Raw genomic sequence first — 13,293 nt, 5'->3', positions numbered from 1 at the left:
ATCTTATAATTAATCAGGATTAGTAAAAATGACTGTTGAAGCAAAAAAAGAAACCTTAGGCTTTGAAACTGAAGTAAAACACCTGCTGCATTTAATGATCCATTCATTATACAGCAACAAGGAAATCTTCTTACGGGAACTGATTTCCAATGCGTCGGATGCGGCAGACAAACTGCGCTTTGAGGCGCTGTCCAATGATGGCTTGTATGAGGGCGATAGCGAGCTGAAAATTCGTCTGGAATACGACAAAGAAAAACGCACCATTACCGTTATCGATAACGGTATCGGCATGACCCGGGCCGAAGTTCAGGAACATATCGGCACCATTGCCAAATCAGGCACCAAACAGTTTTTTCAGGCCTTAACCGGCGACCAGGCCAAAGACAGCGAATTGATCGGCCAGTTCGGCGTGGGTTTTTACTCGGCGTTTATCGTTGCCGATAAAGTAACCTTAACCACCCGCAAGGCCGGTGCCGACAACAGCGACGGCGTACGCTGGGAATCGGCTGGCGAAGGCGATTACACGTTGGAGTCCGTAGAAAAATCCCAGCGCGGCACCGAAATCGTTCTGCATATGAAAGAGTCCGAAAGCGAATTCCTGGACGGCTATCGCATCCGCTCTATCGTCAGAAAATTCTCCGATCATATTTCCTTGCCTATCGTGATGGACAAAGAAGTCATGCCGTCTATGGGGACTGAAGAAGGCGAGGAAGAGGAAAAGCCGGTAGAAATCGTCGAAGAGACCGTTAACTCGGCATCGGCCTTATGGACCAAAGCCCGTCAGGAGATCTCCGATGAGGCGTATAACGAATTTTACAAGCATGTAGGGCACGATTTTCAGGACCCGTTAACCCATGTGCACAGCAAAGTCGAAGGTTCCAATGAATACACCCTGCTGCTTTATGTGCCGTCACGTGCGCCGTTTGATATGTGGGACAGAGACACCAAACACGGCGTAAAGCTGTACATACGCAAAGTGTTTATTACCGACGATGCCGAGCAGTTAATGCCGCGCTACCTGCGCTTTATCAGAGGGATTATCGATGCCAACTCCCTGCCGCTGAACGTATCGAGAGAAATTCTGCAGCAAAGCAAGCAGATCAGCACCATCAAATCGGGCGCGGTTAAAAAAGTGCTGGGTATGCTGGAAGACCTGGCCAAGACCGAGCCGGAAAAATACGAGACTTTCTGGGCTCAGTTTGGTCAAGTTATCAAAGAAGGCCCGATTGAAGATCATGGCAATAAAGCGCGCATCGCCAAATTGCTGCGTTTTGCTTCAACCCATGCTGATACCGACAAACAGGAAGTTTCGCTGGAAACTTATGTTAGTCGGATGAAAGAAGGCCAGGACAAGATCTATTATGTCACCGCAGACAGTTTCTCGGCGGCAAAAAACAGCCCGCATCTGGAAATCTTCCGCAAGAAAGGCATTGAAGTCCTATTGTTATCGGATCGTATCGACGAATGGCTGGTGTCTAATCTGGATGAATTTGACGACAAGCATCTACAGTCTGTCGCTAAAGGCGATCTGGACTTGGGTGTTTTGGATGCCGAAGAAGACAAAGCGGCCCAGGAAGAAGTGAATAAGGACTTTGAAGCGGTACTCAAACAGATTAAAGACGTGCTGGCCGATAAAGTCAGCGAAGTGCGCTTGAGCCATCGCTTGACCGAATCGCCTGCCTGTCTGGTTGCCGATGTCTACGGCATGAGCCTGAATATGGAAAGAATCATGAAGGATGCCGGACAAGGTTTTGGCATGGGCATGGGCCAAAAGCCGATCTTCGAGCTTAACCCGACCCACCCTTTAGTGGTTCGTATGAAAGAAGAGCAAGATGATGCGCGTTTTGCCGATCTGACCCATATCCTGTTTGATCAAGCCATCCTCAGTGAAGGCGGACAACTGGATGATCCTGCGGCTTTTGTGCATAAATTGAACGGATTATTGCAGGGCTTGCTGCACTAAGCGTTAAAAAACTAAAAAGGCCGGAGAATATCCGGCCTTTTTTTTGCGTGATGGTTTTGGCGGTAGATGTATTGTGCGGGACTTGATCACTAGCGGAACCACTCTTTCAATATACCTGCTGTACACATAAAATCTGTCAGACATAATATCCAGCTATTCGCTCTTCCTGAATGTACTTTATTGAATTTCAAGGATATTATCTTTTAAAAACCATGTCGCACACGGAATATTATGCTTTAATAACAATGTGTTATATTGAATAGCGAAAAGTGGGTTATATGGGTATAAAAAATATGTCAGTTTTATTTTCTTCGAATTTGTAAACATGTCTGAATACTTAAATATACAGCCGACCCCAATTTCTCTTGTAGAATCGCTTAGAGAAATCGGTTATTCCATGGAAACAGCAATTGCTGACATCATGGACAACAGTATTACCTCTGGCGCATCTTCAATACATCTTCGCTTTGCGTGGAATACGGGAGAACCCTGGTTAGCTATTATTGATGATGGCTCAGGAATGTCGTCTGATGAAGTAACCAGCGCCATGAGATTGGGCAGCAGTAATCCTCTAAATACAAGACATATGAGAGACTTGGGCCGATTTGGCCTAGGTTTGAAAACTGCGTCATTTTCCCAATGCAGGCAACTGACGGTTATCACACGAAAACAACAGCAAACATCAGCCAGAAAATGGGATCTGGATACCATTACAGAAAAGCCAGATAGTGGCTGGAACTTGCATATCCTGAGTGATGAGGAAATTAAGGGTATCACTGAAATCGGTTCAATCATTGATGACTTTATGTCCAAGGAGAGCGGCACGATCATTCTGTGGCGAAAGCTGGATCGGCTGGACAATTTTGATGAATCCGGGATGGGTGAGAAAAAATTGAATAGCCTGATTAATGAGGCAAGGAAACATATCGAATTAACATTTCATCGTTTTCTTTCTTCTTCGCGAGGAAAAAAAAGTCTGCGTATTTCGATTAATGGTGATTTTCTTGAGGCATTCAATCCTTTTAATCCTTCGAACCTTGCAACCAGAGAACTTCCCGAGCAAAAAATTTATCTGCATAATGAACAGATAACCATACAGCCCTATGTATTACCTCATTACAACAAGGTATCTCGAGAAGAGTATGAAAAATATGCGGGTGATGCAAGTTATCTTCAGAATCAGGGATTTTATGTTTATCGCAACCGTCGCCTGATTATCAAAAGCACCTGGTTTCGGCTGATACCCAAAGAAGAGCTGACTAAATTACTTCGTGTCCGAATTGATATACCCAACACGCTGGATCATTTGTGGAAAATTGATGTTAAAAAAGCTAACGCCTCTCCTCCTGAAAGCATCAGAAAACAGCTTAAACAGATAATTCATGATATACAGGATCAGGGAAAGCAGGTTTATAAGCAGAAAGGTAAACGCCTGAGGGATTCGGTAAAAATACCTGCATGGAATAGAACTGCCACAGCAGGAAAGATCATTTATGGAATTAACAAAACTCATCCTCTGATAACGCAGCTTGAAGAACAATTACAATCAGAGCAGCGGGAACAGTTAAAGGATGTGCTTCTAATGCTGGAAAGTTGCTTTCCAGCCGAACTATTTTATAGTGACGTAGCCAAGAAACCCGAAGAATTGGAAAAGCCAGTTTTTGACATTGAATATTTTTTCCTTCTTCTGGATAGATTCATTGCTCCGATGCTTGCAAGCGGTATTTCTGATAATGAAATGGCGGAACGGCTACTCTCAATCGACCCCTTTGCTACTTACCCTGAAGAAATTAAAAATATGCTAAAAGAAAAAGGATATTCCCATGAGTAACGATCTTGAAAGAATTGAAGATGCGGTCGCAACCCTTCTGGGAGGTGGTGTAACAGAACGGAAAGTAATAATTACGATGGTGAACACAATTGCCGCGTTGCCCCAGTATGCTGGAAAAATAAAAGAAGATGATATTCTAAAAATAGCAAAAAAACTCGAAACACGCTTTGATATAAGCATGGGCATAGGAAGCATACTGGAAGGGGAGAATTATTCCGAATGGCTGGCTACCAATCGCGGTGATATAGACTGGTATTACTGGAAAAGATATAAAAGATTACTGCCTGACAAAAAGTTTGCGCCAAATGTTATCAGCCAACTGGATATAGTAACTGACAAAATTATTGATCATTTGGAAAACCCGAAAAAACAGGGGCAATGGAAAAGAAAAGGATTGGTCGTAGGGCATGTGCAATCGGGTAAAACCGCAAATTACACGGGTGTTATTTGTAAAGCGGCTGATTCTGGTTATAAGGTCATCATTGTCCTGGCGGGATTGTTAAAAACGCTTAGAAACCAGACGCAGGAGCGTATAGATGAAGGATTTGTTGGACTGGATAGTGCGCGACAACTTGACGCAACAGGACAGAAAGAAAAACTTGTGGGTGTTGGCAAGTTTGATTCTGCAATGCGTGCGCCAGTATCTTTGACAACAAGTACACAGGATTTTAATAAAAAAATTGCTACCCAATTGGGAACCAGGATTGGTCATTTCAATGAACCCGTCATACTGGTTTTGAAAAAAAATGTCTCGACTCTCAAAAATCTGATTGAATGGTTGAGAAATAATAATTCCGATCTGCACGGGTTTCCGATGCTGTTGATTGATGATGAAGCTGATCACGCCTCGGTTAATACTCGAAAAGCAGATGAAGACCCGACAGCAACAAATAGCAGAATCCGTGAATTACTGAGCTTGTTTGAGCAAAGTTCCTATCTGGGTTATACAGCCACCCCTTTTGCTAATATTTTCATAGCCCCCGATAGTGAAGATGAAATGCTTAATGATGAGGATTTGTTTCCTAGAGACTTTATCATCAGCCTTGATGCACCTTCAAACTATGTAGGAGCCAAACGGATATTTGAGGAAGATGGTGATCTTAAAATCGTCAGGGAAGTTAATGACTATGAAGACATTTTGCCTCTAAAACACAAGATAAATGAGTTTCCTGAAATCCTTCCTGCCAGTCTTAAAGAAGCGATTCGAGTCTTTATACTGGTAAAAGCCGCCAGAAATCTGAGAAAACAACAAAATAGTCACAATTCAATGCTGGTGAACATCAGCCGATTCACCGCTATTCAGTCATATGTAAAATTACTGATTCATGACTATTTGACGGAATTACGCGATGCAATAACGAATCACTACGCACTGCCTCAAATTGATGCGTTGAAAAACACCAGCTTGTTAAGCCTTAAGACCACATGGGATAAAGAATTTAGCGAAACAGAATTTTCATGGAATTCTATTCAGAAAGAACTTAAAAATGCAGTGTCACCTATTAGTGTTATTGAGATAAACACATCTAAAAATTCAACTCCACTTGATTACAGCAGACGAGACTATCCGAACGGAAGAAATGTGATTGCTGTTGGCGGATTAAGTTTGTCCAGAGGATTGACATTTGAAGGTCTGACGGTCAGTTATTTTCTCAGAAGTTCGATCATGTATGACACATTGATGCAAATGGGACGCTGGTTTGGATACCGAACTGACTTTGAAAAGCTTTGCAGGATTTACATGACTGAGGAAGCCTGTTCATGGTACGCCCACATATCCAGTGTGACAGAAGAGTTAAGAGAAGAATTCAGTCGCATGGAAAAAGCAAAAATGACTCCTAAAGACTTTGGTTTATGTGTGCGCAGCCACCCAGAAACACTTATTGTTACTGCCAGTAACAAAATGCGCTCAGGTCGTTCTGTTATTCGCCAGATTAGCCTTGAAGGAAGATTGGTTGAAACATCAGTTTTATTAAAATCCCGCGATGTAATTATTAATAATCGCAAGGCACTGGAGCAATTAATTGAAAAAATATCAGGCACTGTTCCTGAAACCAATTTTCAGCCAGGTTTTTTATATAAAAATATTCCTGTTTCAAATATTAAAGACTTTCTTGAATCGTTTATTAATCATCCCGGATCACAAGTTACAGAACGAAGACCACTAATAGACTATGCTAAATGGTTGGAAAGCAAGGGCATTGATAAATGGGATGTTTTTCTCATTAGTCCTTCACCTAAAAAGGGTACGTTGGAAGTTGACATTAAAGATAGACTGCATGTTGTAGCTCAGCTGAGAACAGTTTCTGACAGTCGTTTGGGCAATGGAATCGAATTGAATAAACGAAGAATTGGGTCTGCTAGCCATGAAAAAGCAGGGCTAGAAGAGGAAAAAATTGAATCAGCTGAAATGGAATTTCGGAAAAATAATCCTGGAAAGAGCCTTTCGGGAAGCATTTATCGAGAAAAAAGAACAAAACCTTTGCTTATGCTTCATGTGCTGGATTGCCGAAAAGATGGCGACATCCTATTTCCTGAGGGAGTAATTGCATACGGTATCAGTTTTCCAGGAGAAGCTGTAAGCCGTAGAGCAAAAAAACTGGTTGAATATGTTGTTAATACTGTCTGGTGGAGCAACAACTACGCAGACCTGTTGGATGAAGATGAAGCGGATGATATTGATGAATAACCCCTGGGAAGAAATCAGCATACCCGCACACGATGTTTTTTCAAGAAGGGTGGATCACACCCATCCACTAAACCTGTTCTGGGCGCGAGACCCTTATGGACGATTTCTTTTTATCTATGAATTTATCTCGCCTGACAGCCTTCCTGACAAATTCCCCTTATTAAATGGCATTGAAGTTCGGTTACTGACTCCTGATCAGCATCATAGCGGTAACTATATGCTGCTTTTAATTCTGAAGGACAAGAAAGACTGGCAGATTTTTTCATCTTTATGCAACGACATTATTGCCTCTACTCGCGAAATTGATAAAAACAGTCAAGCCACCAGAATTATTCTGAGACGATTAAAGCGGTGGCAGGAGTTTTTACAAAAATCCCGCTCAGAGCTATTGTCTGAAAAAGAAATAAAAGGCTTGATTGGTGAGCTTCTCTTTATTGTTAAACATCTGGCACCTTCATTTGGAATGGGCCAGGCTATACAATTCTGGCAGGGGCCTGAAGATACGCCACAGGACTTCAATATTGAAAATTGTGCTGTTGAAGTCAAGTGCCAACTGGGAACCACATCACCGACTGTTCATATTTCATCTGCTGAGCAGTTATGCACTCAACTATCAAAAATGTATCTGTATGTTGTCACATTGGGAAAAACAGATGCTGATGCAGAAAATGTAGTAAACCTTCCAACTCTTATCCGTCAGATTCGACATGAACTGGAAGCAGCTACACCTTCAGCCCTGGAGCGATTCAACAATCTGATATATCAGACGGGCTATATAGATTTGGATGAATACAATGAATACAGTTATCTTCTTTCCACAGAACAGATGTTTTCTGTCGAGCCAGGTTTTCCAAGAATATGCCCGAGTGATCTTGTCCCCGGAATTGACAGATTAACCTATGACATCAATCTTCTGGATTGTGAACCCTTTATTGCTACTCCAGACTGGATGCGAATAGCATGACGCACGAAGAGTTTTTTCATGATTTTATGCAGGATATTTATGCGCGGGCAGAAGCGGGAAGCCAGTTTAATGAGCCTGTATTTGTTGAGCGCATGTGCGATTTTCTTGTAGAGCAAGCTGTTCTCGAAGAACCCACATTAGTTAGTTACAAAAAAGAGACGAAAGGACTAAAACTGGATGCCTGGGAATACATAGCAGACAATGGAAATTTAACGCTCATCGTATCCGAGTTTCGTGAACAGCTTGAAACCCTTACACAGACGGGCGCAGATAAGGTTTTTAAACGTGCGGCCAAGTTTTTTGAACAATCGCTGGATCAGAAATTTTATTCAAGCCTCGAAGAAAGCGATCCTGCCTGGTCTCTGGCAAGAGGAATTTTCAAAATACAGGCAGATATTACTAAAGTACGCATCATTATCCTTACTAACGCCTTGTTAAGTAGCCGCCTTCAATCACTAAAGGAAAGTAAGCTTAAGGGATTTAAATGTTCCTTCGACATATGGGATATGGAACGTCTTTACAGGATTGAAACATCAGGCACTGGCAAGGAATCCATCATTATCGACTTTGAGCACGAATTTGGAAAAAGCTTACCATGTCTTCCTGCCTTCACTGGATCAGGAACTTTTCAGTCTTATTTGTTAGCTATACCCGGTGAATTAATGGCAGGCTTGTATGAAAAACATGGAGAGCGGCTTCTGGAACAGAATGTGCGCACATTTCTTCAATTTCGAGGGAATGTAAATAAAGGAATGCGAAATACAATTATCAATGAACCCCGAATGTTTTTTGCCTATAACAACGGCATTACTGCTACTGCCGAAGCAGTAGAAACTGATAGTGAAAACGGGAGTGAAAGAATTAAACTGATAAAAAATCTTCAAATAGTGAATGGTGGGCAAACCACAGCCTCCCTTTATACTGCATTAATAAAATCAAAGGCCAATCTGGAACATGTTTACGTGCAGATGAAACTGACAATAGTTCCATCAGAACAGTTGGAACAAGTTGTTCCCAAAATCTCTGAATATGCTAATACCCAGAATAAAGTCAATGCTGCTGATTTTTCCTCCAATCATCCTTTTCATCTGAAAATAGAAGAATTTTCACGGCGACTTTGGGCGCCATCATTCGAAGGTGGACTTAGGGAAAGCCATTGGTACTACGAGCGCACCAGAGGACAATACGCCAATGCTCAGGCAAATCTGACCAACGCTCAGAAAAAAGAGTTTTTGACGCAGAATCCCAGGATACAAATGTTTTCAAAAACTGATTTAGCCAAGTTCCATTATGCATGGGAAAAACAACCGCATATTGTCAGTCTTGGTGCACAAAAGAATTTTGCGAAGTTTGCTTCTGAAATATCAAAAGGCTGGGTGGACAATGAACCAATGTTCAATGAATTTTATTTTAAAGAAATAATTGCGAAAGCACTTGTTTTCCGTTTTCTTGACAGGTCACTCATGAAACAGTCATGGTATGGAGGCTATAAGGCAAATATTATTGCCTATTCAATAGCCAAGTTCTCAGAACTTGTTACTGTTACAGGAAAACACTTGGATTTGTCGCTTATCTGGAAACGACAACAATTAACAGAGGCCACTCAAAAACATCTTCTTGGTATTGCCAGAGCTGTCAACGATTGTATTCAGAATACACCTGAAGGCATAACAAACGTTACTGAATGGTGTAAAAAAACACAATGCTGGGTTAATGTGCAACAAATTGACTATGCTCTGGATACTAAAATACTGTCTGAGCTGATAGATCCATCTCAACAAACTTCCAAACAGGAAGTTGATTAAGTCATATCAACGCAGGAAAAAGATAAAGCAAGGAATTTGGCTTTGGATGCGCATCAACGGATAGGGTAATTGTCGCCGAACAGAAACTCATGCCAGCAGTTTATAAATAATCCCTGCAATCTGTTGAGCCAATAGTGGAGGCACGGCATTGCCAACCTGGACATACTGTTGTGTTCGTGTTCCCTCGAAAAAATAGTTATCCGGGAATGTTTGCAATCTTGCCGCCTCACGCACCGTCAGGCTTCTACACTGTGCAGGATCATAATGAATAAAGTAATGACCATCCTTTGACAGATGACTGGTAATAGTTGATGCTGGCAAGTGTTTTTCCTGAACTTTAAAGCGATCCACGAATTTGCCAGACTTTACATTCTTATGAGCGGGCAAAAGTGTGTGAGGGAAATCATGCAGTTTTGGAGAAGACCGCATATCCTGCTGTGAATAAACCTGAGCATAAATAGAGCAATACAGATAGCGAGCCAGATCGCTATCCATATGCCATCTCGCTTCATGATTGATCACGCCATGCATATTATCATCACGATACCAGTTAAGCGTGTCAGTTGGCATTTTTTGATGCGAACTATTGCCTGACTTCAGAAAATATTTTTCTTTGTTAAGCTTAGTCTCTATGAACTTCAGCGTTTCCTGAATCCTTGTTATGACAGCCTGATCATTGATTGAATCCAGAACAGGTTGGATCTCTTCGTGAATAACAGAAACCCATTTTTTATTGGTATCATCTTTTCGATGTTTTGAGAGCCTGCTACGGAGTTGGGGCAGATCGCCTATTGACTGCTCTACAGTCACTTTGTTTTTTGGCTTCAGAAGTTCCGGCTCCCTTTTAATGTCATGTCTGACGCCAAGAACAATGACACGGTGCCTTTCCTGCGGAATACCGTATTGTTCCGAACAGATAATGAAATCATGAGGATCTGGTCTTGAGTCAGGTTGTCGTGTTTTAACCAGTGAATAAATCTTATAACCGGCCTGCTCCAGATCATCAAGTATATGATGAAAAATAAGATCGCCGTTAATACTGGATGAAAGTATCCCTTTTACATTTTCCATGACGAAAATGGCAGGCTGGAAATTTTTGATAATTCTCAAATATTCCTTGTATAGAAAATGCCGGTGATCATCTTCTGCTTTATATTCGCTGTTGCCCTTGTTTCTGGCTCTGCCAACAAGTGAGTAAGCCTGGCATGGAGGGCCGCCAATTAACACCCAGTTTTTTGACTTTTTAAGTTTTTCTTTAATTTGAGCATCTAAATCCAGATTGCAATCATCGCCAAGTGTAAATTGCAGAGTTTCTTTATTAGCTTGCTCGGCCTGTATCGGAAATATTTTAAACAACTCGTCTTCAGGGATATTACCTAATTTGCCAGCAATGTATCCATAGTATTCTGACGGAAGTCCGTCTTTAAACTGACGAGTGAAAGCACGTAATCGCAGAGTTCTCCACGCGCTACTTTCCTTTTCAACAGAAAGAGTTATATCAAATGGTTTTTTTCCATCTGGTGCGATAAAAGCCGACGTTCCTTCAGCAAGCCCTCCTGGCCCGGCAAACAGGTCGAGGACAGGTATATAATTCTCCATATTATTTATTTTCAGATTTATTATTTTCCAGGTTAAGCATCATACCAGGTTTTAACAGAATGACAGATATTGTAGATAAAGTAGCTCGTTCCCGAATGATGTCAGGTATTCGGGGAAAAAATACAAAACCGGAAATCGTTATTCGCAAAGGCCTTCATGCTCGTGGGTTCAGATTCAGATTATACAGTACAAAATTGCCCGGAAAGCCGGATGTCATGCTTCCAAAATACAAGGCATTAATCTTGATCAATGGATGCTTCTGGCATGCACATAACTGTCATCTTTTCAAATGGCCTTCTACGAGAAAAGAGTTCTGGAAAGAAAAAATACTTTCAAATACCAAGCGCGACCAAGAAAATCTCAAGTATTATTCAGGTGCTGGCTGGAAAACGTTGATTATATGGGAGTGTGCTCTTAAAGGAAAAACAAAATTACCATTGGAATCCATTCTTGATTCAATTGCTTACTGGATAGTGTATGAGGGTACTGACCGTAATATACAGGGTAAGTTCTGATTGTGGACTTTAATACCCTCGGTTCGGTCATTTTTATAACCATATGATTATTAATGGTTAATTTTGTATGTTTTGCTAAAAAACAACACATTCCCCCATTGGAACTCACTGAATCTATTGAACTTTAAAAAAAATGAGCGAACCGTCAGTTAATATTGATCGTATCTTGCATTGTTGGATGGACGTAGATAGAGTGCTGATTCAAAATAATGTTAATTATGCACAAACAAGAGAACCGTATTGGTCAATCTTATCCCAAAACTGTTGCCATCTTCCTTTGGACTGAACCAAGGCGCGTAAAGATAAAATCACTTTAGCGCCTTTATCTTTCCAGCGCATCCCCGAACCACAAAACCGTTGCTTGACCAGCGTTTTGCAGGCGGCTTCGGTGACACCTGAGCCAATGGGCAAGTTTTTTTCTACATACTCGGCATAAGCCATCATCTGCCGATGATGGTTAAAATAAGTTAGCGCGGCCTGCAAGTCTTCTTTGACCGTTTTGCTCAGGCTATTTTTTTTGCTCAATGTTTCCATTTCGCTGATCAGTGCTTCGACGGCACCCGGTGTACGTTTGAGCTGTTTACAGCGCTCATCCAGCCAAAGGCTGCGCTTGGGTTTGTCGGTTTTTCCTGGGTAGGCGGCGTAAGAGAAGGTGGCCAGGTACTCAGTGACGTGAAAAAAGTCCAGTAATTGACGCTGGGTGTATGTTGCTCTAAGAATGACCCGTTATTTTTTGCCCCATCGGCAATACCTAAATAGAGGGCGTCGGGTAGTGTTTTTTGACCGTGGCAATTTCTTTTTCCAGGCGCTGAAAAAAGTACCCTTTCCGTATTCCGGGGCTTCACCCATATAAATGGTATGCAGACGTTCGCCGGTCACCGCGTAAAGCGAAATATTACCCACCATGGCTTCTCAAAGCCCTCATCACGCATTAATACGTAAGCGCCATCAAGACTCACCACGACCATGGTAATGGCCTCGTCAAGAGCAGGTGTCGTATATTCTCACACTTCTTCTTTGGCTTGGGCAATGCTCCGACACAATCGCTCACGTCTTGCAGGTAGGAATGAGCAATTTTGCGATGATGATTGTCTGCCAAATCCTGGCAGACCGAGGGCGCATTCATGTTGGCATATTTATGAGATATTTGTTGCGCGAACTTCGGCGTTGCACTGCGGATGATTCGTGCATGCTGTTCCAGCGGGCAATAAATCCTGCCGCCTTTTGAGCTTTGATAAATATACCGTTCTACATCCACACTGCCATAAGGCGTCTGGTACGTTTTATTGTCTTTGCTTCGGGCGGTCATCTTGGTGTCGCCCAATTTTATCGGGCTGCCATCGGTATCAAATCGTTGCAAAGCTTATGCTGTTGCTAAGCAACCCATTTCATTGCAGCTATCCCAATATGGTATTTTCCATGTCCAGTAAACTGCCGGTCAGTTTTAGGGTGACTTGGAGGGTTAATTCATTGCCGTTGCGTGCTACGATTTCTGCCATGGGTTTTCACCGTTATGTTTGAAAGGCTAATAGTTTATCTTAATTTCTGACATTATAAAAAATCAGCACCCGGCCTGTTACACTAAGCGTTAAAAAACTAAAAAGGCCGGAGAATATCCGGCCTTTTTTTTGCGTGATGGTTTTGTTGGTCCCATTATATGTGCCATTACCCCGCTCTCAATTGTTTTGTAAAACAAGCAAACGATTGTTGGCGGGCATGGCAATATCATTTATTAACTGATGTTACGCAGCCAGTAATTTTTGCAACTCTTCATAAGCTATCTGGTTCGCTTTGATAAATAGCTTAGTTCTTAGCGCAAAATGATTGGCCTTGTATTTTATCTTCAGACATTCCAGCTTGAACACCGCATAGATCGACATGAAGACATGGTTGTTCTGAGTAGTGACCGTACGGGTTGGTGACTTTG

7 protein-coding genes and 2 pseudogenes are annotated in these 13,293 nt (G+C 42.0%); 6 read left to right on the top strand and 3 right to left on the bottom strand.

Annotation, left to right across the window (positions count from 1 at the left end):
- The first annotated feature begins 28 nt into the window (after positions 1–28).
- The 5 genes from htpG to RW114_RS13395 all read left to right on the top strand — a co-directional run bounded on the left by htpG (position 29) and on the right by RW114_RS13395 (position 9,252).
- Positions 29–1,963 (top strand): molecular chaperone HtpG, encoded by a 1,935-nt coding sequence (htpG, locus tag RW114_RS13415; protein ID WP_340123263.1) that lies wholly within the window; start codon positions 29–31, stop codon positions 1,961–1,963.
- Positions 1,964–2,288: 325 nt separating this feature from the next.
- A complete protein-coding gene (locus RW114_RS13410; RefSeq protein WP_340123262.1) occupies positions 2,289–3,794 on the top strand; it encodes an ATP-binding protein in 1,506 nt (501 codons plus the stop codon).
- Positions 3,787–6,483, top strand: coding sequence for a Z1 domain-containing protein (locus RW114_RS13405; protein WP_340123261.1), 2,697 nt, complete (start codon positions 3,787–3,789; stop codon positions 6,481–6,483). Before RW114_RS13410 ends, RW114_RS13405 begins: the two co-directional genes overlap by 8 nt.
- On the top strand, positions 6,476–7,447 hold the full coding sequence (locus RW114_RS13400) for a PD-(D/E)XK motif protein (RefSeq protein WP_340123260.1): 972 nt from the start codon (positions 6,476–6,478) through the stop codon (positions 7,445–7,447). Before RW114_RS13405 ends, RW114_RS13400 begins: the two co-directional genes overlap by 8 nt.
- The gene (locus tag RW114_RS13395) at positions 7,444–9,252 is read left to right on the top strand and encodes an AIPR family protein (RefSeq protein ID WP_340123259.1); all 1,809 of its coding nucleotides are present in this window, start codon (positions 7,444–7,446) and stop codon (positions 9,250–9,252) included. The genes RW114_RS13400 and RW114_RS13395 overlap by 4 nt, the downstream gene beginning before the upstream one ends.
- Positions 9,253–9,339: 87 nt before the next feature.
- Here the strand turns inward: RW114_RS13395 and RW114_RS13390 are convergent, their stop codons facing one another.
- Entirely contained in the window at positions 9,340–10,851 is a 1,512-nt protein-coding gene (locus RW114_RS13390) for a DNA cytosine methyltransferase (protein ID WP_340123258.1), read from the bottom strand.
- 59 nt (positions 10,852–10,910) lie between these two features.
- Between RW114_RS13390 and RW114_RS13385 the strand changes: the two genes are divergently transcribed.
- Entirely contained in the window at positions 10,911–11,366 is a 456-nt protein-coding gene (locus RW114_RS13385) for a very short patch repair endonuclease (protein ID WP_340123257.1), read from the top strand.
- 216 nt (positions 11,367–11,582) lie between these two features.
- On the opposite strand, the pseudogene RW114_RS13380 reads toward RW114_RS13385, so the two are convergent.
- Positions 11,583–12,865, bottom strand: a pseudogene (locus RW114_RS13380) (ISKra4 family transposase).
- 243 nt (positions 12,866–13,108) lie between these two features.
- A pseudogene (locus RW114_RS13375) lies at positions 13,109–13,293 on the bottom strand (IS701 family transposase); the annotation flags it as partial.

The sequence above is a fragment of the Methylobacter svalbardensis genome, from assembly GCF_037671525.1.
GTDB lineage: Bacteria > Pseudomonadota > Gammaproteobacteria > Methylococcales > Methylomonadaceae > Methylobacter_A > Methylobacter_A svalbardensis.
The sequence above is the reverse complement of the archived record's forward strand: the minus strand, read 5'-3'. Positions and strand labels throughout refer to the sequence as shown.

Excerpts from the sequence above, each read along its gene's own strand:
- htpG (WP_340123263.1), top strand. The coding sequence starts at position 29 with ATGACTGTTGAAGCAAAAAAAGAAACCTTAGGCTTTGAAACTGAAGTA.
- RW114_RS13410 (WP_340123262.1), top strand. The coding sequence starts at position 2,289 with ATGTCTGAATACTTAAATATACAGCCGACCCCAATTTCTCTTGTAGAA.
- RW114_RS13405 (WP_340123261.1), top strand. The coding sequence starts at position 3,787 with ATGAGTAACGATCTTGAAAGAATTGAAGATGCGGTCGCAACCCTTCTG.
- RW114_RS13400 (WP_340123260.1), top strand. The coding sequence starts at position 6,476 with ATGAATAACCCCTGGGAAGAAATCAGCATACCCGCACACGATGTTTTT.
- RW114_RS13395 (WP_340123259.1), top strand. The coding sequence starts at position 7,444 with ATGACGCACGAAGAGTTTTTTCATGATTTTATGCAGGATATTTATGCG.
- RW114_RS13390 (WP_340123258.1), bottom strand. The coding sequence starts at position 10,851 with ATGGAGAATTATATACCTGTCCTCGACCTGTTTGCCGGGCCAGGAGGG.
- RW114_RS13385 (WP_340123257.1), top strand. The coding sequence starts at position 10,911 with ATGACAGATATTGTAGATAAAGTAGCTCGTTCCCGAATGATGTCAGGT.